The organism is Pseudomonas sp. NPDC087029, from assembly GCF_044745345.1.
GTDB lineage: Bacteria > Pseudomonadota > Gammaproteobacteria > Pseudomonadales > Pseudomonadaceae > Aquipseudomonas > Aquipseudomonas faucium.
The window spans coordinates 69,286-88,784 of record NZ_JBIVAB010000010.1 but is presented as its reverse complement, the minus strand read 5'-3'; the positions used below and the strand labels follow the sequence as shown (position 1 = coordinate 88,784).

19 protein-coding genes and 1 pseudogene are annotated in these 19,499 nt (G+C 66.4%); 17 read left to right on the top strand and 3 right to left on the bottom strand.

Going from position 1 to position 19,499, the window contains the following annotated elements; all coding sequences use genetic code 11:
- The first annotated feature begins 136 nt into the window (after positions 1 to 136).
- Entirely contained in the window at positions 137 to 1,168 is a 1,032-nt protein-coding gene (gene rfaD / locus ACIPG5_RS17165; protein ID WP_401376528.1) for an ADP-glyceromanno-heptose 6-epimerase, read from the top strand.
- A gap of 7 nt (positions 1,169 to 1,175) precedes the next feature.
- Here rfaD and paaX read toward each other — a convergent pair whose 3' ends face one another.
- The gene (paaX, locus tag ACIPG5_RS17160) at positions 1,176 to 2,099 is read right to left on the bottom strand and encodes a phenylacetic acid degradation operon negative regulatory protein PaaX (protein WP_236235864.1); all 924 of its coding nucleotides are present in this window, start codon (positions 2,097 to 2,099) and stop codon (positions 1,176 to 1,178) included.
- Positions 2,100 to 2,173: 74 nt separating this feature from the next.
- A complete protein-coding gene (gene paaY / locus ACIPG5_RS17155; protein ID WP_176511165.1) occupies positions 2,174 to 2,773 on the bottom strand; it encodes a phenylacetic acid degradation protein PaaY in 600 nt (199 codons plus the stop codon).
- Positions 2,774 to 3,054: 281 nt separating this feature from the next.
- Between paaY and paaF the strand changes: the two genes are divergently transcribed.
- The 16 genes and pseudogenes from paaF to ACIPG5_RS17075 all read left to right on the top strand — a co-directional run bounded on the left by paaF (position 3,055) and on the right by ACIPG5_RS17075 (position 19,149).
- Positions 3,055 to 3,828: a 2,3-dehydroadipyl-CoA hydratase PaaF gene (gene paaF / locus ACIPG5_RS17150; protein ID WP_401376524.1), complete on the top strand. Its 774-nt coding sequence runs from the start codon at positions 3,055 to 3,057 to the stop codon at positions 3,826 to 3,828.
- Positions 3,829 to 3,864: 36 nt separating this feature from the next.
- On the top strand, positions 3,865 to 4,656 hold the full coding sequence (paaG, locus tag ACIPG5_RS17145) for a 2-(1,2-epoxy-1,2-dihydrophenyl)acetyl-CoA isomerase PaaG (protein ID WP_176511163.1): 792 nt from the start codon (positions 3,865 to 3,867) through the stop codon (positions 4,654 to 4,656).
- Positions 4,657 to 4,658: 2 nt separating this feature from the next.
- On the top strand, positions 4,659 to 6,176 hold the full coding sequence (gene paaH / locus ACIPG5_RS17140; RefSeq protein WP_401376521.1) for a 3-hydroxyacyl-CoA dehydrogenase PaaH: 1,518 nt from the start codon (positions 4,659 to 4,661) through the stop codon (positions 6,174 to 6,176).
- Entirely contained in the window at positions 6,169 to 6,624 is a 456-nt protein-coding gene (gene paaI / locus ACIPG5_RS17135; protein ID WP_176511161.1) for a hydroxyphenylacetyl-CoA thioesterase PaaI, read from the top strand. The genes paaH and paaI overlap by 8 nt, the downstream gene beginning before the upstream one ends.
- Complete coding sequence (pcaF, locus tag ACIPG5_RS17130; protein WP_401376518.1) at positions 6,617 to 7,837, top strand: 3-oxoadipyl-CoA thiolase; 1,221 nt, start codon at positions 6,617 to 6,619, stop codon at positions 7,835 to 7,837. The genes paaI and pcaF overlap by 8 nt, the downstream gene beginning before the upstream one ends.
- Before the next feature lie 112 nt (positions 7,838 to 7,949).
- Positions 7,950 to 9,269 carry a phenylacetate--CoA ligase PaaK gene (gene paaK, locus ACIPG5_RS17125; protein WP_176511287.1) on the top strand — a complete coding sequence of 440 codons (1,320 nt, stop codon included), beginning with the start codon at positions 7,950 to 7,952 and terminating at the stop codon, positions 9,267 to 9,269.
- 272 nt (positions 9,270 to 9,541) lie between these two features.
- Complete coding sequence (gene paaA / locus ACIPG5_RS17120; RefSeq protein WP_401376515.1) at positions 9,542 to 10,531, top strand: 1,2-phenylacetyl-CoA epoxidase subunit PaaA; 990 nt, start codon at positions 9,542 to 9,544, stop codon at positions 10,529 to 10,531.
- A gap of 25 nt (positions 10,532 to 10,556) precedes the next feature.
- Positions 10,557 to 10,838, top strand: a complete 282-nt coding sequence (paaB, locus tag ACIPG5_RS17115) for a 1,2-phenylacetyl-CoA epoxidase subunit PaaB (protein ID WP_004374528.1) — start codon at positions 10,557 to 10,559, stop codon at positions 10,836 to 10,838.
- Positions 10,839 to 10,846: 8 nt separating this feature from the next.
- Positions 10,847 to 11,605, top strand: a complete 759-nt coding sequence (gene paaC / locus ACIPG5_RS17110; RefSeq protein ID WP_401376512.1) for a 1,2-phenylacetyl-CoA epoxidase subunit PaaC — start codon at positions 10,847 to 10,849, stop codon at positions 11,603 to 11,605.
- Positions 11,592 to 12,125 (top strand): 1,2-phenylacetyl-CoA epoxidase subunit PaaD, encoded by a 534-nt coding sequence (gene paaD, locus ACIPG5_RS17105; protein ID WP_176511157.1) that lies wholly within the window; start codon positions 11,592 to 11,594, stop codon positions 12,123 to 12,125. Before paaC ends, paaD begins: the two co-directional genes overlap by 14 nt.
- A gap of 15 nt (positions 12,126 to 12,140) precedes the next feature.
- Positions 12,141 to 13,217 carry a 1,2-phenylacetyl-CoA epoxidase subunit PaaE gene (gene paaE / locus ACIPG5_RS17100; RefSeq protein ID WP_176511156.1) on the top strand — a complete coding sequence of 359 codons (1,077 nt, stop codon included), beginning with the start codon at positions 12,141 to 12,143 and terminating at the stop codon, positions 13,215 to 13,217.
- Positions 13,218 to 13,400: 183 nt separating this feature from the next.
- Entirely contained in the window at positions 13,401 to 13,709 is a 309-nt protein-coding gene (locus tag ACIPG5_RS17095; RefSeq protein ID WP_176511155.1) for a DUF485 domain-containing protein, read from the top strand.
- A pseudogene (locus tag ACIPG5_RS17090) lies at positions 13,700 to 15,268 on the top strand (cation acetate symporter); the annotation flags it as partial. The gene ACIPG5_RS17095 and the pseudogene ACIPG5_RS17090, both read left to right, overlap by 10 nt.
- A 27-nt stretch (positions 15,269 to 15,295) precedes the next feature.
- Positions 15,296 to 16,528, top strand: a complete 1,233-nt coding sequence (locus ACIPG5_RS17085) for an OprD family porin (protein WP_176511153.1) — start codon at positions 15,296 to 15,298, stop codon at positions 16,526 to 16,528.
- Between the two features lie 40 nt (positions 16,529 to 16,568).
- Complete coding sequence (paaZ, locus tag ACIPG5_RS17080) at positions 16,569 to 18,623, top strand: phenylacetic acid degradation bifunctional protein PaaZ (RefSeq protein WP_176511152.1); 2,055 nt, start codon at positions 16,569 to 16,571, stop codon at positions 18,621 to 18,623.
- A gap of 355 nt (positions 18,624 to 18,978) precedes the next feature.
- Positions 18,979 to 19,149 carry a hypothetical protein gene (locus ACIPG5_RS17075; RefSeq protein WP_176511151.1) on the top strand — a complete coding sequence of 57 codons (171 nt, stop codon included), beginning with the start codon at positions 18,979 to 18,981 and terminating at the stop codon, positions 19,147 to 19,149.
- On the opposite strand, the gene ACIPG5_RS17070 is transcribed toward ACIPG5_RS17075, so the two are convergent.
- On the bottom strand, positions 19,107 to 19,394 hold the full coding sequence (locus ACIPG5_RS17070) for a DUF6555 family protein (RefSeq protein WP_176511286.1): 288 nt from the start codon (positions 19,392 to 19,394) through the stop codon (positions 19,107 to 19,109). The genes ACIPG5_RS17075 and ACIPG5_RS17070 overlap by 43 nt on opposite strands.
- Positions 19,395 to 19,499 lie beyond the last annotated feature (105 nt).

The window sequence follows — 19,499 nt, the reverse complement described above, 5'->3', positions numbered from 1 at the left end:
AGAAATTGAAATAATAAATTTCAATACATGACAGTGGGATGACGACACGCCCGGCGCGAACATTGATCCAGATTAATACCGCTGCACCCCTCCTCCCCCAGACTGACCACTTCGCACCCTCACTGGGGGACTAGGCATGACCATTATCGTGACCGGCGCCGCCGGTTTCATCGGCAGCAATCTGGTCAAGGCGCTCAACCAGCGCCACGAAACCCGGATCATCGCCGTCGATGACCTCACCGATGGCGACAAATTTCGCAACCTCGCCGACTGCGACATCGCCGACTACCTGGACAAGCACGACTTCATCGAGCGCCTGCGCCAAGGCCAGTTCGGCAAGGTACGCGCCGTGCTGCACCAGGGCGCCTGCTCCAGCACCGTCGAAGGCGACGGCCGCTTCATGATGGAAAACAACTACCGCTACAGCTGTGACCTGTTCAGCGCCGCCCAAGCTCAACAGGTGCCGATGCTGTACGCCTCCTCGGCAGCCGTGTACGGCGCAGGCCAGGTGTTTCGCGAGCAGCGCGAACATGAGCAGCCGCTGAACGTCTACGGCTACTCCAAGTTCCTCTTCGATCAATATGTGCGCCGGCACCTGCCCGCAGCCCGCAGCCAGGTCGTCGGGTTGCGCTACTTCAACGTCTACGGGCCACGCGAGCAGCACAAGGGCGCCATGGCCTCGGTCGCGCTGCACTGCTTCAACCAGTACCAGGCCCATGGCAAGGTCAGCCTGTTCGGCCAGTATGGCGACTACCCGAGCGGCGGCCACCTGCGCGACTTCGTGTCAGTGGACGATGTGGTCAAGGTCAACCTGTTCTTCCTCGACCACCCGCAGCTCAGCGGCATCTTCAACGTCGGCAGCGGCCGCGCCCAGCCTTTCAATGACGTTGCCCTGGCGGTCATCAACCGCCTGCGCGGGCAAGAAGGCCTGCCGCCGTTGACGCTGCAGGCGGCCTTGCGCGAAGGCGTGCTGGAATATTCGGCGTTTCCCGAGCACTTGCGCGGCAAGTACCAGTGCTACACCTGCGCCGACCTGCAGCGCCTGCGCAGCGTGGGCTTCGCGGCTGGCATGGCGACCGTCGAGCAAGGCGTTGCGCGCTATTGCGATTGGTTGCTGGGTGAGCAACGCCCGTTGCAGATGCCGTTCAGCCAGGCGGGCGTTGCTTGAGGGTGGCTCAGGCCAGGCCGCCAAAGCGCTTGTAGAAGCTCTCGTTCACATCCGGCAGCGGGCCGTCCGCGGTTTCCAGCGCGGTGTTCAGCCAGTCTTCGGCCTTGGCGAAGATCAGCCGATACAGGTTGCGGCACAGCTGGCGTGCGGCCCTGCCTTCCCAGTCGCCCGGCAACAACTCGTCGGGCAACTGCGGGTCGCGCAGCAGCAACCGGCGGTATTCATGGATGAGCAAGGTGCGCGCCAGGAAGCAGTCCTGGGCATCGAGCTCGGGCTGCTCCTTCAGGCTCTGCCACAGCGGCCGGAACAGCTGGATGAACTCGCTGTACTGCTGCCCCAGTTCATCGATGCGCCAACTCTCCCGCACCTGCGCACGCAGGGCCTTGGAGGCCAGCACTTCCTGGGTGTGGGTTTCGAACACGATGCTGTCGTCGCTCGCCTCCAGCTCGCGCAAGGTTGCCGCCAGGTCGCTGCGGTCAGCCCGCGGGCAGCCCAGCACGTTGGGCGCCATCACGCCGAAACCCTGCCATTCCAGCTCTTCGCGCACGGCCTTGCGCTTGCCGGCTTCGAGCTGCGACAGCAGCACCAGGGTCCAGGCGCCATCCCAGGCCGGCTGGCTTGGGCTGTAGACCCGCTTGAAGGCTTTTTCGAAGCGCCGCCGGCCAGTGCCGGTGAGGCTGTAGTAGCTGCGCCGGCCGACTTTTTCGGCGGTCAGCCAGCCTTCCTTGGTCAGGCGGAAGATCGAGGTGCGGATCAGCCGTTCATTGATGCCGATCGGCTCCAGCAGGTTGATCAGGCTACCCAGCCAGACCGTGCCGCCATGGGGTTCGATGGCATCCCCGTAGAGGGTGATGATCAGCGAACTGGCGCGAATCGGGGTCTGCTCCTGGAAGCGGGTGATCAAGGTATTCAGCGGGGCGAGGTTGCTCATGGAGGAACTGTGCGCGGAGAAAGCACCGACTATACCTGTGCGGCGGCCTGCCTGGCCATGGCGCGCGGGCAGGTTCATGCGCCCGCCTCGCCTTTGGGGCGCAAACCATCGTCGCCCATGCGCGGGCGCTGCGCCTCGGCCTCGGTCAGCGGCGGGCACTCGACCAGGCTGGCCATGCAGCGCTGGGTCAGCCGCTGATACTCGGCGGTGCCGCGCTGTTTCCAGGCCAATTCCTCGTCGCTCAGCGGGCGCTTGACCTGCGCCGGCGCGCCCATCACCAGGCTCTGTTCGGCGCAGCTGAAGCCGGCCTTGACGAATGCCGTGGCGGCGACGATGCAGCGCGGCGCGACATGGGCGCCGTCCATTACCACGGCGTTCATCCCGATCAGCGCGTCCTCGCCTACCCGGCAACCGTGCAGCACTGCGCCATGGCCGACATGGCCGTTGCGCTCGATCACCGTGTCGCCGCCGGGGAAGCCATGCATCACGCAGGTGTCCTGCAGGTTGGCGCCCTCTTCCAGCACGATCCGGCCGAAATCACCCCGCAGCGAGGCCAGCGGCCCCACGTAGCAGTGCGGGCCGACGATCACGTCGCCGATCAGCACGGCGCTGGGGTGGACATAGGCAGTGGGGTCGACCACTGGGGTCAGGCCATCGAGGCGGTAGCAAGGCATGGCGTTTATCCTGAAATGATTCGCAACGTTTGCTGATCTTGTATCGTAAATGTGTTTTTCGTCAAACCCTATCTAGCCTGCCAAATGCGGGGTATTCAGAGAAGGTGCGCCTTTCAGGTAATCGATTATAAGATACACGAACTATGTGTTGCTATTGCATTCATGTATCACATGGTGCTTATACTGGCTCCACCTGGGCACGGCCTGCCGTCGCCCCTGCAGACAATTCCAATAAACGCCGGCCACGCGATGCGCCGTGCGAGCAGCCCGAGGACCCCCACATGCCGCGTTATCTCCACGTGCAAGCGCCTGAACACGGCGTGCGCCTGGTCACCCTGCAACGGCCCGAAGCGCTCAATGCCTTGTGCACCGAACTGCTGGCGGAACTGGCCAGCGAGCTGGAGGCCGCCGACCGTGACGAGCAGACCCGCGCCGTGGTCATCACCGGCAGCCGCAAGGCCTTTGCCGCCGGCGCCGACATCGGCGAGATGGCCAAACGCGACCTGGTCGGCATCCTCAACGACCCCCGCGTCGGCCACTGGCAACGCATCGCAGGCTTCAGCAAACCCCTGGTCGCCGCCGTCAACGGCTACGCCCTGGGCGGTGGCTGCGAGCTGGTGATGTGCGCCGACATCGTCATCGCCGGCGTCGACGCCCGTTTCGGCCAGCCGGAAATCAACCTGGGCATCATCCCCGGTGCCGGCGGCACCCAGCGCCTGCTGCGCGCCGTGGGCAAGCCGCTGGCCATGCAGATGGTGCTGACCGGCGAAGCCATTACCGCCGGGCATGCCCTGCAGGCCGGCCTGGTCAGCGAACTCACCCAGCCCGAACTGACCGTGGAGCGCGCCATGCAAGTGGCCCGCAGCATCGCCGCCAAGGCGCCGCTGGCGGTACGCCTGGCCAAGGAAGCGCTGCTCAAGGCCGGCGACACCGACCTTGCCAGCGGCCTGCGCTTCGAGCGCCATGCCTTCACCCTGCTGGCCGGCACCGCCGACCGCAACGAGGGCATCCGCGCCTTCCAGGAAAAACGCCCGGCCCAGTTCGAAGGCCGTTGACCTGCCCTTTCCCTTGCCAGACGGAGCGAGTCCGAGATGACTTTCCAGCACATTCTGTTTTCCATCGAGGATGGCGTTGCCCTCCTCTCGCTGAACCGGCCAGAGCAGCTGAACAGCTTCAACACCGCGATGCACCTGGAGGTGCGCGAAGCCCTCAAGCAAGTGCGCCAGAGCGGCCAGGCCCGGGTGCTGCTGCTGACCGGCGAAGGCCGCGGCTTCTGTGCAGGCCAGGACCTGTCCGACCGCAATGTGGCGCCAGGGGCCGAAATGCCTGACCTGGGCGAGTCCATCGAGCGCTTCTACAACCCGCTGGTGCGCACCCTGCGCGAGCTGCCGCTGCCGGTCATCTGCGCCGTCAACGGCGTGGCCGCAGGCGCCGGGGCCAACCTGCCGCTGGCCTGCGACCTGGTGCTGGCAGCACGTTCGGCCAGCTTCATCCAGGCGTTCTGCAAGATCGGCCTGGTGCCGGATTCTGGCGGCACCTGGCTGCTGCCCCGCCTGGTGGGCATGGCCCGGGCCAAGGCGCTGGCCATGCTCGGCGAGCGCCTGAGCGCCGAGCAGGCCGAGCGTTGGGGGCTGATCCACCGCGTGGTCGACGATGCCGCCCTGCGCGACGAGGCCATGACCCTGGCGCGCCACCTGGCCAGCCAGCCGACCTACGGCCTGGCGCTGATCAAGCGCAGCCTCAATGCCAGCTTCGACAACAGCTTCGACCAGCAGCTGGAGCTGGAGCGCGACCTGCAGCGCCTGGCCGGGCGCAGCGAGGACTACCGTGAAGGCGTGAGCGCCTTCATGACCAAGCGCACACCGGCATTCAAGGGGCGTTGAGCATGCACGCACTGCACACTGACGCCCTGGTGGCGGTCATCGGCGCCGGTGCCATGGGCGCCGGCATCGCCCAGGTCGCGGCCCAGGCCGGGCACCCGGTCAAGCTCTACGACAACCGCCCCGGCGCGGCGGCCCAGGCCGTGGCCGGCATCGACCAGCAACTCGGGCGCCTGGTGGAAAAAGGCAAGCTGCAGGCCGAGGCCCGCCACGCCATCGTGGCCCGCCTGCAGCCGGTGGAGGCGATCGAGGCCCTGGCCGATGCGCGCCTGGTGATCGAGGCCATCGTCGAGAACCTGCAGGTCAAGCAAGGGCTACTGCGTCAGCTCGAAGCGCTGTGCGCGCCGGACTGCATCCTCGCCAGCAACACCTCGTCGCTGTCCATCACCAGCCTCGCCGCTGGCCTGCAGCGGCCTGGGCAGGTGATCGGCATGCACTTCTTCAACCCGGCGCCATTGATGGCCCTGGTGGAAGTGGTCTGCGGCCTGGCCACCGAGCCCGCGATTGCCGCCACCCTGTATGAAACCGCCAAGGCCTGGGGCAAGCAGCCGGTGTACACCCGCTCCACCCCCGGCTTCATCGTCAACCGCGTGGCCCGCCCGTTCTACGCTGAAAGCCTGCGCCTGCTGCAGGAAGGCGCGGCGGACTGCGCCACCCTGGATGCGCTGCTGCGCGACGCCGGCGGTTTTCGCATGGGCGCGTTCGAGCTGACCGACCTGATTGGCCATGACGTCAACTACGCCGTTACCTGCTCGGTGTTCGATGCCTTTTATGGCGACTTCCGCTTCCAGCCCTCGCTGGTGCAAAAAGAGCTGGTCGACGCTGGCCGCCTCGGGCGCAAAAGTGGCCAGGGCTTCTACCGCTACGCCGAGGGCGCGCAACGGCCGCAGCCGGCAGTGCTGCACAGCGCGCTGACTGTCGAGCACTGCGTGGTCGAAGGCGACCTGGGCGTCATGCAGCCGCTCATCGAGCGCTTGCGCGACAGCGGGCTTGGCGTCAGCCAGCGTGATGGCCATGGCCTGATCCAGGTCGGCGAAGCGACCCTGGCGCTGTCCGATGGCCGCCTGGCCAGCCAGCGCGCCCGTGAAGACGGCCTGCGCAACCTGGTGCTGGTCGACCTGGCCCTGGATTACCGCAGCGCCACACGCATCGCCATCAGCTGGTCTGCCGATACCTGCGTGGAGGCCCGCGATCAGGCGGTGGCCTTGCTGCAGCGCGCCGGCCTGCAGGTATCGGCACTGGCCGACCTGCCTGGCCTGGTGGTGCTGCGCACCGTGGCCATGCTCGCCAACGAAGCGGCCGACGCCGTGCTGCAAGGCGTCGGCAGCGCCGCCGACATCGACCTGGCCATGCGCGCCGGGGTCAATTACCCGCGCGGCCCGCTGGCCTGGGCCGAGCAGATCGGCCTGGGCTACACCCTGCGCGTGCTCGACAACCTGCAACGCAGCTACGGCGAAAGCCGCTACCGCCCTTCCCTGCTGCTGCGCCGCCAAGCGGCCCAAGGAGCTCGCCTGCATGACTGACCTGCACCGCACCCCCGACCAACTGGCCCAGGCCTGCGCCGATGCCATGTTCTCCCGCGACCAGGCCTCCCAGGCGCTGGGCATCAGCCTCATCGATGCCGGCGCCGGCCGCGCGTGCCTGCGGATGCCGGTGCGCGCCGACATGATCCAGGGCCACGGCACCTGCCACGGCGGCTTTTTGTTCGCCCTGGCCGACTCGGCGTTCGCGTTTGCCTGCAACAGCTACGACGAAGCCACCGTCGCCCTGGGCTGCAGCATCGACTACGTCGCCCCGGCGCTGCGCGGCGACCTGCTGACGGCCACGGCCAGCGAGCAGGCGCGCAAGGGGCGTACCGGGCTGTATGACGTGCGCATCGAAAACCAGCGCGGCGAACTGGTCGCCCTGTTCCATGGCAAATCCTACAAAGTGCGCGGCACGGTGCTTGCGCAGGAGACCCAAGATGAGTGAACACACCCTGTCCGAGGCGCTGATCATCGACGCCGTGCGCACGCCCATCGGCCGCTACGGCGGCGCCCTGAGCCAGGTGCGCGCCGACGACCTGGCCGCGGTACCGATCAAGGCATTGCTCGAGCGCCACCCGGAGCTGGACTGGCAAGCCATCGACGATGTGATCCTCGGCTGCGCCAACCAGGCCGGCGAAGACAACCGCAACGTCGCGCGCATGGCCGCGCTGCTGGCCGGGCTGCCGATCAGCGTGCCGGGCACCACGCTCAACCGCCTGTGCGGCTCGGGCATGGACGCCATCGGCAATGCCGCCCGCGCCCTGCGCTGTGGCGAGGCCGGCCTGATGCTGGCCGGCGGCGTCGAGTCGATGTCGCGGGCGCCGTTCGTCATGGGCAAGTCGGAACAGGCTTTCGGGCGCAGCGCCGAGCTGTTCGACACCACCATCGGCTGGCGTTTCGTCAACCCCTTGATGCAGGCCGGGCATGGCATCGACTCGATGCCGGAAACGGCAGAAAACGTCGCCGCCCAGTTCGGCATTTCCCGCGCCGACCAGGATGCCTTCGCCCTGCGCAGCCAGCACAAGGCCGCCGCCGCCCAGGCGCGTGGCCGCCTGGCGCGGGAAATCGTGCCGGTGACCATTGCCCAGCGCAAAGGCCCGGCCTTGCAGGTGGCGCAGGATGAACACCCGCGCGCCGACACTACGCTTGAGCAACTGGCCAAGCTCGGCACGCCGTTCCGCCAGGGCGGCAGCGTCACCGCCGGCAATGCCTCGGGCGTCAACGACGGCGCCTGCGCCCTGCTGCTGGCCAGCAGTGAAGCGGCGCGCCGCCATGGCCTCAAGCCGCGTGGGCGGATCGTCGGCATGGCGGTGGCCGGGGTCGAGCCGCGCATCATGGGCATCGGCCCGGTGCCGGCGACCCGCAAGGTGCTGGCCCTGACCGGCCTGTCGCTGGCCGACATGGATGTGATCGAGCTCAACGAGGCCTTTGCCGCCCAGGGCCTGGCGGTGCTGCGCGAACTGGGGCTGCAGGACGACGACCCACGGGTCAACCCCAACGGCGGCGCCATCGCCCTCGGCCACCCACTGGGCATGAGCGGCGCGCGGCTGGTCACCACCGCCCTGCACGAGCTGGAAGAAACTGCCGGACGCTACGCCCTGTGCACCATGTGCATCGGCGTGGGCCAAGGCATCGCCATGGTCATCGAGCGTCTCTGACCAATGGCTTGTTACTGAACGCGACGCCGCCGGTTATGCTGCGTCCATGACACTCACGGCCCTGCTGCTTGCACGCCAGGCGCCGGTCTACAAGAACAATTCGAGTGATGCCATGAACATGTACCACGAAGCCGATCGTGCCCTGCTGGACCCGATGGAAACCGCCAGCGTCGACGCGCTGCGCCAGCACCAGCTGGAGCGCCTGCGCTGGAGCCTTGCGCACGCTTACGACAAGGTGCCGCTGTACCGCAAGCGTTTCGACGAATGCGGCGCCCACCCCGATGACCTGAAAACCCTCGACGACCTGGCGAAGTTCCCCTTCACCGGCAAGAACGATTTGCGCGACAACTACCCCTACGGCATGTTCGCCGTGCCCCAGCAGGAGGTGGTGCGCCTGCACGCCTCCAGCGGCACCACCGGCAAGCCGACCGTGGTCGGCTACACGCAGAACGACATCGACACCTGGGCCAACGTGGTCGCCCGCTCGATCCGCGCCGCCGGCGGGCGCAAGGGCGACAAGGTGCACGTGTCCTACGGCTACGGCCTGTTCACGGGCGGCCTGGGCGCCCACTACGGCGCCGAGCGCCTGGGTTGCACGGTGATCCCCATGTCGGGCGGCCAGACCGAGAAGCAGGTGCAGCTGATTCGCGACTTCCAGCCCGACATCATCATGGTCACCCCTTCGTACATGCTCAACCTGGCCGACGAGATCGAACGCCAGGGCATCGACCCCAATGACCTCAAGCTGCGCCTGGGCATCTTCGGCGCCGAGCCGTGGACCGACGAGTTGCGCCGCTCCATCGAACAGCGCCTGGGCATCAACGCCCTGGACATCTACGGCCTGTCGGAAATCATGGGCCCGGGCGTGGCCATGGAGTGCATCGAGACCAAGGACGGCCCGACCATCTGGGAAGACCACTTCTACCCCGAGATCATCGACCCGGTCAGCGGCGCGGTGCTGCCCGACGGCCAGCTCGGCGAGCTGGTGTTCACCTCGCTGAGCAAGGAGGCGCTGCCGATGGTGCGCTACCGCACTCGCGACCTGACCCGCCTGTTGCCGGGCACGGCGCGGCCGATGCGGCGCATCGGCAAGATCACCGGGCGCAGCGACGACATGCTGATCATTCGCGGGGTCAACGTGTTCCCCACGCAGATCGAAGAGCAGGTGCTGAAAATAAAACAGCTTTCCGAGCTTTATGAGATTCATCTGTATCGCAATGGCAACCTCGACAGCGTTGAGGTGCACGTGGAGTTGCGCGGTGAATGCCAAAGCCTGGATGAGGCGCAGCGCAAGCTCATTGCCGCTGAATTGACCAAGCAGATCAAGACCTACATCGGCATCAGCACCCAGGTGCGGCTGCAGCCCTGCGGGACGCTCAAGCGCTCCGAGGGCAAGGCGTGCCATGTGTTCGACAAACGGTTGGCCAGCTGATTCATCAGCTGCCTTTTGTGGCCCCGGCTTAGTCCGGGGCTTTTTTTTACCTGAAAAAGCCGGGGGCGCCTTGCGCCCCAATCGCTGGCAAGCCAACTCCCACAGGACCAGGCGCCGCCCTCTGTGTAGGAGCTGGCTTGCCAGCGATTGGGCTGCACAGCAGCCCCTGCCCAGCAAAGCGATACACAAATTACATTCGATACACATAAAACAGTTTGACGTTATGTTTTGTATCGCTTACAAATGACTCATGCCTTAGCAGGAGTCGGAACATGTACGCACAGCTAGTGGAAACCGGAGTCAAGCGCGTCAAGTCGCTGGAAGAGATGTCGCCCGAAGAGCGCCACTTCCAGGAAAAGATCGACGCCGAAATCAAGATCGAAGCCAAGAACTGGATGCCCGAGGCCTACCGCCAGACCCTGATCCGGCAGATCTCCCAGCACGCCCACTCGGAAATCGTCGGCATGCTCCCGGAAGGCAACTGGGTCACCCGCGCCCCCAGCCTCAAGCGCAAGCTGCAGCTGATGGCCAAGATCCAGGACGAAGCCGGCCACGGCCTGTACCTGTACAGCGCCATGGAAACCCTCGGCGCCGACCGCGACGAAGAGATCGCCAAGCTGCACAGCGGCAAGGCCAAGTACTCGAGCATCTTCAACTACCCGACCCTGAGCTGGGCCGACATGGGCGCGGTGGGCTGGCTGGTCGATGGCGCCGCCATCGTCAACCAGGTGGTGCTCCAGCGCACCTCCTACGGCCCCTACTCCCGCGCCATGATCCGCATCTGCAAGGAAGAGAGCTTCCACCAGCGCCAGGGCTACGAGCTGCTGCTGACCATGATGCGCGAGGGCACCCAGGCGCAGAAGGACATGGTCCAGGACGCCATCGACCGCCTCTGGTGGCCGGCGCTGATGATGTTCGGCCCAAGCGATGAGCATTCGCCCAACAGCGCCCAGTCCATGGCCTGGAAGATCAAGCGCCAGACCAACGACGAACTGCGCCAGCGCTTCATCGACCAGACCGTGCCGCAACTCGAACTGCTCGGCTGCACCGCCCCCGACCCCCACCTGAAATGGAACGAAGCCCGCGGCCACTACGACTTCGGCGACATCCAGTGGGAAGAGTTCTACGAAGTGATCAAGGGCAATGGCCCGTGCAACCAGGAACGCGTCGCCACCCGCCGCAAGGCCATCGAGGATGGCGCCTGGGTGCGTGAAGCGGCCGTGGCCTACGCACGCAAGCAACAGAACAAGAACGCCGCCTGAGCGGCGATTGATGCGGAGATTGAAGATGTCTGTCTGGACCCTCTACGAAGTGTTCGTGCGCAGCAAGCACGGCCTGAACCACAAGCATGTCGGCAGCGTGCATGCCGCCGACGCCGCCATGGCCATCGAGAACGCCCGCGAGCTGTACACCCGGCGCAGCGAAGGCGTGAGCCTGTGGGTGGTGCCCTCGGCACTGATCACCGCCTCCTCGCCTGACGAGAAAGACCCGCTGTTCGCCCCTTCGGACGACAAGGTCTACCGCCACGCCAGCTTCTATGAACTGCCCGACGAAGTCGGGCACATGTGAGGTTGGCCATGCACAAGCAAGCTCTCATCCCCTACCTGCTGCTGCTCGGCGACAGCGCCCTGATCCAGGGCCAGCGCCTGTGCGAGTGGTGCGGCCACGCACCGGCCCTGGAAGAAGAACTGGCCCTGATGAACGTCGGCCTGGACCTGGTCGGCCAGGCCCGCAACTGGCTGGACTACGCCGCCGAACTGCTCGACGACGGCCGCGACGCCGACGCCCTGGCGTTTCGCCGTGACGAGCGGGCGTTTCGCAACCTGTTGCTGGTCGAGCAGCCCAACGGCGATTTCGCCGTGACCATGGCCAAGCAGTTCTTCTACGACGCCTGGCACCATGCCGTGCTGCAACGCCTGGCCGGCTCCAGCGATGAACGCATCGCCGGCATCGCCGCCAAGGCGCTCAAGGAAGTCACCTACCACCTGCGCCGCTCCGGCGAGTGGGTGCAGCGCCTGGCTGGCGGCACCGACGAAAGCCGCCGGCGCATGCTCGATGCGGTCCCGGCCCTGTGGCGCTTCACCGTGGAGCTGACTGCGGGCAGCGACAGCGAAGTGGCCCTGGCCCAAGCCGGCATCGCCGCCGACCCGGCCGCCGTCGGCGCCGCCTGGCTGCAACAGGTGAGCAGCCTGTTCGCCACGGTCGAGCTGCCGCTGCCCAAGGCTGCCAGCCACTTCTACCTCAGTGGTCGGCAAGGCCTGCACACCGAGCACCTGGGCCTGTTGCTGGCCGAAATGCAGTTCCTGCCAAGGGCCTACCCCGATGCAACCTGGTGAGCTGATTGCCGGTGACCGCGGTGCCCGGGCGGCCCGTGGCGACGACCTGGCCCGCGCCTGGGCGGTGCTGGGCGAGGTCATGGACCCGGAAGTGCCGGTGGTCAGCGTGGTCGACCTGGGCATCGTGCGCGACCTCGACTGGCGCGCCGGGCACCTGCACCTGGTGGTCACCCCGACCTACTCCGGTTGCCCCGCCACCGAGGTGATCGAGGGCGATATCCGCCAGGCGCTGGAGCAGGCCGGGTTCGCCGCGCCAGACCTGGAACGCCGGCTGACCCCGGCCTGGAGCACCGACTGGATCAGCGCGCTAGGCCGCGAGCGCCTGCGCGCCTATGGCATCGCCCCGCCGCAAGGCAGCGCCAGCAAGCGCAGCCTGCTCGGCGAGGCGCCGCAGGTGTGCTGCCCGCAGTGCGCAAGCGCCAACACCGAACTGCTCAGCCAGTTCGGCTCCACGGCCTGCAAGGCGCTGTATCGCTGCCGCGAGTGCCTGGAGCCGTTCGACTATTTCAAATGCATTTGAGCCGTGGAGAACACCATGAGCCAGTTTCACAGCCTGACCATCAAGCAAGTGCGTCCCGAAACCCGTGACGCGGTATCGATTGCCTTCGAGGTGCCGGCGCACCTGGAGCAGGCGTTTCGCTTCACCCAGGGCCAGCACCTGGTGATGCGCACCCAGCTGGGCGATGAAGAGGTGCGCCGCTCCTACTCGATCTGCAGCGCCGTGCAGGACGGCGAGCTGCGCGTGGCGGTCAAGCGCGTGCCCGGCGGGCGCTTCTCGGCGTTCGCCAACGACGTGCTCAAGGCCGGCCAGCAGCTGGAGGTGATGCCACCGAGCGGCAGCTTCAACGTGCCGCTGGAGCCGGCGCGCCAGGGCAACTACCTGGGCGTGGCGGCCGGCAGCGGCATCACGCCGATCCTGTCGATCATCGCCACCACCTTGGCCAGCGAGCCGCACAGCCGCTTCACCTTGCTGTACGGCAACCGCTCAAGCTCCGGTGCGTTGTTCCGCGACACGCTCGAAGACCTGAAAAACCGCTACCTCGAGCGCCTGAACCTGATCTTCGTGTTCAGCCGCGAGCAGCAGGACGTCGACCTCTACAACGGCCGCATCGATGCCGACAAGTGCGGCCAGCTGTTCTCCCGCTGGATGGACGTGGCCAGCCTCGACGCGGCGTTCATCTGCGGCCCGCAGGCGATGACCGAAACCGTGCGCGACAGCCTGCAGGCCAACGGCATGGACAAGGCGCGCATCCACTTCGAGCTGTTCGCCGCCGCCGGCAGCGAAGCCCGCCGCGAGGCGCGCGAGGCAGCGCGCCAGGTGGACTCGGCGCTGAGCCAGGTCACCGTGATCAGCGATGGCCGGGCGCTGAGCTTCGATTTGCCGCGCAATACCCAGAACGTGCTGGACGCCGGCAATGCCATCGGCGCCGAGCTGCCCTATTCGTGCAAGGCCGGCGTGTGCTCGACCTGCAAGTGCCGGGTGATCGAAGGCGAGGTGGAGATGGACAGCAACCATGCACTGGAAGACTACGAAGTGGCGGCCGGGTATGTGCTGTCGTGCCAGACCTACCCGGTGAGCGACAAGGTCGTTCTCGATTTCGACCAGCTCTGAAACCGAGTCGCCTGCATCGCCGGCAAGCCGGCTCCCACAGATAGACCCAACCCCTGTGGGAGCTGGCTCTCACAGATAGCCCCAACCCCTGTGGGAGCCGGCTTGCCGGCGATAGGGCCATCAGCAACACCGCAACATCCGCGTGACCTCAAAAAACAACTACAAAACCAGAGATCGCTTGCCATGACCCCCGAACACATCGAAAGCATCAGCAATCACCCCGACTTCCAGCACCTGGTGCGGCGCAAACGCCGCCTCAACGGCGGCCTGACCCTGGCCATGCTGGCGATCTACTACGGCTTCGTCCTGCTGGTGGCCTTCTCGCCCAGCACCCTGGGCCAATCCCTGAGCGGCGGGGTGACCACCGTCGGCATGCTGGTCGGGGTGCTCATGGTGCTGGTGTCGTTCGCCCTCACCGGCATCTACGTCCATCGCGCCAACAATGTGCTCGACCCGCTCAACGACAAGGTCAAGCAGGAGTGCGCGCAATGAACTGGACTGCCATCTCGATGTTCATGGTGTTCGTCTGCTTCACCTTGCTGGTGACCCGCTGGGCGGCCCTGCGCACCCGCTCGGCCAGCGACTTCTACACCGCAGGCGGCGGCCTGACCGGCATGCAGAACGGCCTGGCGATCGCCGGCGACATGATCAGCGCGGCGTCGTTTTTGGGCATTTCCGCGATGATGTTCATGAACGGCTACGACGGCCTGCTGTATGCCCTGGGCGTGCTGGCCGGCTGGCCGATCATCCTGTTTCTGATCGCCGAGCGGCTGCGCAACCTGGGCAAGTACACCTTCGCCGACGTGGTCTCCTACCGCCTGGCGCAAACCCCGGTGCGCCTGAGCTCGGCGTTCGGCACCCTGGCCGTGGCGCTGATGTACCTGGTGGCGCAGATGGTCGGCGCCGGCAAGCTGATCGAACTGCTGTTCGGCATCAGCTACCTGTACGCGGTGATGCTGGTGGGCGTGCTGATGGTCGCCTACGTGACCTTCGGCGGCATGCTGGCCACCACCTGGGTGCAGATCATCAAGGCCGTGATGCTGCTCTCGGGCACCAGCTTCATGGCCTTCATGGTGCTCAAGCACTTTGGCTTCAGCACCGAGGCGATGTTCGCCAACGCCGTGGCCGTGCACGCCAAGGGCCAGGCGATCATGGCCCCGGGCGGCCTGCTGTCGAACCCGGTGGATGCGATTTCCCTGGGGTTGGGCATGATGTTCGGCACTGCCGGCCTGCCGCATATCCTGATGCGCTTCTTCACCGTCAGCGATGCCAAGGAAGCGCGCAAGAGCGTGTTCTATGCCACCGGCTTCATCGGCTACTTCTACCTGCTGCTGATCGTGATCGGCTTCGGCGCCATCGTCATGGTCGGCACCGAGCCTGCCTACCGCGACGCCAGCGGCGCGATCATCGGCGGCGGCAACATGGTTGCGGTGCACCTGGCGCAGGCCGTGGGCGGCAACCTGTTCCTGGGCTTCATCTCCGCCGTGGCGTTCGCCACCATCCTGGCCGTGGTCGCGGGCCTGGCGCTGTCCGGCGCTTCGGCGGTGTCCCACGACCTGTATGCCTGCGTGATCCGCAAGGGCCAGGCCAGCGAGCAGGAAGAAATGCGCGTGTCGCGCATCGCCACGTTGGTGATCGGCATGCTCGCGGTGGTGCTGGGCCTGGTGTTCGAGTCGCAGAACATCGCCTTCCTTTCCGGCCTGGTGCTGGCGGTGGCGGCCTCGGTCAACTTCCCGGTGCTGCTGCTCTCGATGTTCTGGAAGGGCCTGACCACCCGAGGCGCGGTGTGCGGCAGCATGGCTGGGCTTGCCTCGGCGATCGTGCTGGTGGTGCTGGGCCCGGCGGTGTGGGTCAACGTGCTGCACCACGAACAGGCGCTGTTCCCCTACAGCAACCCTGCCCTGTTCTCCATGAGCCTGGCGTTCCTCGGCGCCTGGGTGTTCTCGGTCACCGACGGCTCCGAGCGCGCCCATCAGGAGCGCGGCCGCTACCTGGCCCAGTTCATCCGCTCCATGACCGGGATCGGCGCTGCCGGCGCCAGCAAGCACTGAACATTGACCATGTCGGGTATAACAACAATGAACCGCATACAGCTCAAATCCGCTGCCTGGATGGCGACCTTGGCCCTGCCTCTGCCGGCGTCGGCCGACTTCATCGGCGACAGCCACGCACGCCTGGACCTGCGCAACCACTACATCAACCGCGACTTCCGCCAGAGCAACGCGCCCCAGGCCAAGGCCGAAGAATGGGCCCAGGGCTTTACCGCCCGTGTCGAGTCCGGTTTCACCGAAGGCCCGGTGGGCGTTGGCCTGGATGCCATGGGCCAGCTCGGCATCAAGCTCGACTCCAGCCGCGACCGGCGCAACACCGGCTTGCTGCCATTCGGCCCGAACAGCCATGAGCCGGTGGACGACTACAGCGAACTGGGCCTGACCGGCAAGCTGCGGGTGTCCAAGAGCACCCTGCGCCTGGGCACCTTGCAGCCGATGCTGCCGGTGGTGATGTACAACGACACGCGCCTGTTGGCCTCGACCTTCCAGGGCGGCCAGCTGACCAGCCAGGAGCTGGGCAACCTCACGGTCAACGCCGGGCGCCTGAGCAAGGTCAACCTGCGCGATTCGTCCGGGCGCGACGACATGGGCTACGGCGCCGCCAGCAGCGACCACCTGGACTTTGCCGGCGGCAGCTACGCGCTCACCCCGCAGACCAGCGTCAGCTACTACTACGCCAAGCTCGAAGACATCTACCGCCAGCAGTTCGTCGGCCTGGTCGACACCCGCCCCCTGGGTGAAGGCCTGAGCCTGCGCAGCGACCTGCGCTACTTCGACAGCCGCGACGACGGCGCCGAACGCGCCGGCAACATCGACAACCGCAACTTCAACGCCATGTTCACCCTCGGCGTGAAGGCCCACAAGTTCACCGCCACCTGGCAGCAGATGTCCGGTGACAGCGCCTTCCCGTTCGTCAATGGCGGCGACCCGTTCACCGTCAACCTGGTGACCTACAACACCTTCACCCGCGCCGGGCTCGACTCCTGGCAACTGCGCTACGACTACGACTTCGTGGCCCTGGGCATCCCTGGCCTGAGCTTCATGACCCGCTACACCGACGGGCGCCACGCCGAAACCGCCACGGTCAGCAACGGCCGCGAGCGCGAACGCGACACCGACCTGACCTACGTCATCCAGAGCGGCCCGTTCAAGGACGTGAGCCTGCGCTGGCGCAACGTCACCTTCCGTTCCGGCAATGGCCTGACCAATGCCGTGGACGAAAACCGCCTGATCATCGGCTACACCCTGGCGCTGTGGTAACAGCGCCCTACCCCTTTTGAGAACAGCACTGGAGAACAGCATGTCTGACGCCCCAACCCTGCAGAGCTTCATCGCCGGCCGCTGGATCGGCCAGCACGGCGCCCAGGCCCTGCGCAGCGCCTTGAATGGCGATGTCCTGGCCTACAGCCACGAAGAGCGCCCAGACTTCGCCGAAGCAGTGGCGTTCGCCCGCGTGCAAGGCCTTGCGGCATTGATGGCAATGGACTTCCAGCAGCGTGCCGCGCGCCTCAAGGCCCTGGCCCTGTACCTGGCCGAGCGCAAGGAGCAGCTCTACGCGCTGTCGCACCACAGCGGCGCCACCCGCGCCGACAGCTGGATCGACATCGAAGGCGGCAACGCCACCTTGTTCTCCTACGCGGGCATCGGCAGCCGCGAGCTGCCCTCGGGCAACCTGGTGCACGAAGGCCCGGCAATGCCGCTGGGCAAGCAAGGCCACTTCGCCGGCAGCCACATCCTGGTGCCGCGCGCCGGCGTGGCCGTGCACATCAATGCCTTCAACTTCCCGATCTGGGGCATGCTGGAGAAGTTCGCCCCGACCTTCCTGGCCGGCATGCCGTGCATCGTCAAGCCGGCGACCTCGACCAGCTACCTGACCGAAGCCGTGGTGCGCCTGATGAATGCCTCGGGCCTGCTGCCAGAGGGCAGCCTGCAGCTGGTGATCGGCAGCACCGGCGACCTGCTCGACCGCCTGCAGGGCCAGGACGTGGTGACCTTCACCGGTTCCGCCGACACTGCGGCCAAGCTGCGCGTCACGCCCAACCTGATTCGCAACTCGGTACCGTTCACCGCCGAAGCCGACTCGCTGAACTGCGCCATCCTCGGCCCGGACGTGACCCCGGACAGCGAAGAGTTCGAGCTGTACATCAAGGAAGTGGTGCGCGAAATGACCACCAAGGCCGGGCAGAAATGCACCGCCATCCGCCGCGCCATCGTCCCGGCCAAGCACCTGGATGCCGTTGCCACGCGCCTGCGTGAGCGCTTGAGCAAGGTGGTGGTGGGCGACCCGTCCGTCGAAGGCGTGCGCATGGGCGCGCTGGCCTCCCATGACCAGCAGCGCGACGTTGGCGAGCGCGTGCGCAGCCTGCTGCAGAGCTGCGAGCAGATTTTCGGCGCCAGCGACGGCTTTGCCCCGCGTGGCGAGGGCGTGGCCGAAGGCGCGTTCTTCGCCCCGACCCTGCTGCAGGCCCGCGACCCGCATGCCGAAGGCGGCGCCCACGATATCGAAGCGTTCGGCCCGGTCAGCACGCTGATGGCCTATGACGACCTCGATGAAGCCCTGGCCCTGGCCGCACGCGGCAAAGGCAGCCTGGTGGCCTCGCTGGTCACCGCCGACCGCGCGGTTGCCGCCAAGGCCATCCCGGTGGCCGCGGCCTGGCACGGCCGCCTGCTGGTGCTGGACAGCGAAGCGGCCAAGGAGTCCACCGGCCACGGCTCGCCGCTGCCGCAGCTCAAGCATGGCGGCCCGGGCCGTGCGGGCGGTGGCGAAGAGCTGGGCGGCCTGCGCGCGGTGAAGCATTACCTGCAACGCGCCGCCGTGCAGGGCTCGCCGAGCATGCTCAGCGCCGTTACCGGCGAGTACGTGCGTGGCGCCGAGGTAATCGAGACCGAGGTGCACCCGTTCCGTCGCTACTTCGAGGAGCTGCGCATCGGCGAGTCGCTGCTGACTCACCGGCGCACAGTGACCGAAGCCGACCTGGTCAACTTCGGCTGCCTGTCGGGCGACCACTTCTACATGCACTTCGACGAAATCGCGGCCAAGGCGTCGCAGTTCGGCAAGCGCATCGCCCACGGCTACTTCGTGCTGTCGGCGGCCGCCGGGTTGTTCGTGTCGCCAGGTGAGGGGCCGGTGCTGGCCAACTATGGGCTCGACACCTTGCGCTTCATCAACCCGGTGGGCATTGGCGACACCATTCAGGCGCGCCTGACCTGCAAGCGCAAGATCGACCAGGGCAAGACCAGCCCGCTGGGGCAACCGCAAGGGGTGGTGGCTTGGGATGTGGAGGTGACCAACCAGCTGGGTGAGCTGGTGGCCAGTTATGACATCCTGACCTTGGTGCTCAAGCGTCAGGGGTGAGGGGCCCGTAGAGAGAGGTTTGGTGGGTGTGAGATCGAGCGCCGCCCGCGCGGCGCATCGCGGATAAATCCGCTCCTACAGGCCATGGTTGTAAGCCTGGGTGGCACGACACGATTTCTCGGCGGGCACCAAAGGCGGACAACCATGGCCTGACAGACCGTGGCACGTTGCAACAAATGTAGGAGCGGATTTATCCGCGATGCGCCGCGCGGGCGGCGCTCGATCTCATGATCGCTGCAATTCGCCCGCCAAACCCCTGAGGCCCACTACCATCGGTCGGTGAAGCCCCCACAAAAACCGATCGTCCATGGCCCCCCCGCACTCCAACGAGCATCAACCACCAAGGGAGATAGCCATGAACGCTTTATTCAGAATGGGCGGCGGCAACGCCCAGGATGACTGGCCCGAACTGGACCCGGAAAAACGCAACGACCGCGCCGACGACCCGGATGCCGACCCCAGTGTCGCCGACGACGACCCGCATCAGCCTGGCGTGCCGGCCAGCGACCCCGAATCCGGGGCTTGAGTGCTGGAAGCGGGCCTCTCCCCCGAGACCCGCCAACTCACGGCCGTGATGCCGTAGCGCTCGGCCATGGGCCGGCTGACCTTCTTGATCTTCTCCCGCCCGAACTTGGGAATGATGCCGATCCCCGCATCACAGCTCGCCCAATGCCAGGCCTCGGCATTGTCGAGGCGGTCCAGGCGAATGATGAAACTGCGCGGTTCGCCGTGCAGTTGGTAGTCGATGATGTACAGCGCGGGATTAGGCATCACGGGGCCCTCCTGTTCTCCATGGATGACTCTTCATTGAGTGACGCCCGTGGCGAAAGATTCAAAAAATTGTCGAACAAAATCAGCAGGCGAGGCCCGCGGGCC

What these genes read in the sequence shown, in the direction of transcription:
- ACIPG5_RS17095 (WP_176511155.1), top strand. Translation starts at nt 13,401, where the DNA reads ATGACCCCCGAACACATCGAAAGCATCAGCAATCACCCCGACTTCCAG.
- paaX (WP_236235864.1), bottom strand. Translation starts at nt 2,099, where the DNA reads ATGAGCAACCTCGCCCCGCTGAATACCTTGATCACCCGCTTCCAGGAG.
- paaD (WP_176511157.1), top strand. Translation starts at nt 11,592, where the DNA reads ATGCAACCTGGTGAGCTGATTGCCGGTGACCGCGGTGCCCGGGCGGCC.
- ACIPG5_RS17085 (WP_176511153.1), top strand. Translation starts at nt 15,296, where the DNA reads ATGAACCGCATACAGCTCAAATCCGCTGCCTGGATGGCGACCTTGGCC.
- ACIPG5_RS17075 (WP_176511151.1), top strand. Translation starts at nt 18,979, where the DNA reads ATGAACGCTTTATTCAGAATGGGCGGCGGCAACGCCCAGGATGACTGG.
- paaK (WP_176511287.1), top strand. Translation starts at nt 7,950, where the DNA reads ATGAACATGTACCACGAAGCCGATCGTGCCCTGCTGGACCCGATGGAA.
- paaI (WP_176511161.1), top strand. Translation starts at nt 6,169, where the DNA reads ATGACTGACCTGCACCGCACCCCCGACCAACTGGCCCAGGCCTGCGCC.
- paaB (WP_004374528.1), top strand. Translation starts at nt 10,557, where the DNA reads ATGTCTGTCTGGACCCTCTACGAAGTGTTCGTGCGCAGCAAGCACGGC.
- paaE (WP_176511156.1), top strand. Translation starts at nt 12,141, where the DNA reads ATGAGCCAGTTTCACAGCCTGACCATCAAGCAAGTGCGTCCCGAAACC.
- pcaF (WP_401376518.1), top strand. Translation starts at nt 6,617, where the DNA reads ATGAGTGAACACACCCTGTCCGAGGCGCTGATCATCGACGCCGTGCGC.
- rfaD (WP_401376528.1), top strand. Translation starts at nt 137, where the DNA reads ATGACCATTATCGTGACCGGCGCCGCCGGTTTCATCGGCAGCAATCTG.
- paaF (WP_401376524.1), top strand. Translation starts at nt 3,055, where the DNA reads ATGCCGCGTTATCTCCACGTGCAAGCGCCTGAACACGGCGTGCGCCTG.
- paaZ (WP_176511152.1), top strand. Translation starts at nt 16,569, where the DNA reads ATGTCTGACGCCCCAACCCTGCAGAGCTTCATCGCCGGCCGCTGGATC.
- paaG (WP_176511163.1), top strand. Translation starts at nt 3,865, where the DNA reads ATGACTTTCCAGCACATTCTGTTTTCCATCGAGGATGGCGTTGCCCTC.
- paaA (WP_401376515.1), top strand. Translation starts at nt 9,542, where the DNA reads ATGTACGCACAGCTAGTGGAAACCGGAGTCAAGCGCGTCAAGTCGCTG.
- ACIPG5_RS17070 (WP_176511286.1), bottom strand. Translation starts at nt 19,394, where the DNA reads ATGCCTAATCCCGCGCTGTACATCATCGACTACCAACTGCACGGCGAA.
- paaH (WP_401376521.1), top strand. Translation starts at nt 4,659, where the DNA reads ATGCACGCACTGCACACTGACGCCCTGGTGGCGGTCATCGGCGCCGGT.
- paaC (WP_401376512.1), top strand. Translation starts at nt 10,847, where the DNA reads ATGCACAAGCAAGCTCTCATCCCCTACCTGCTGCTGCTCGGCGACAGC.
- paaY (WP_176511165.1), bottom strand. Translation starts at nt 2,773, where the DNA reads ATGCCTTGCTACCGCCTCGATGGCCTGACCCCAGTGGTCGACCCCACT.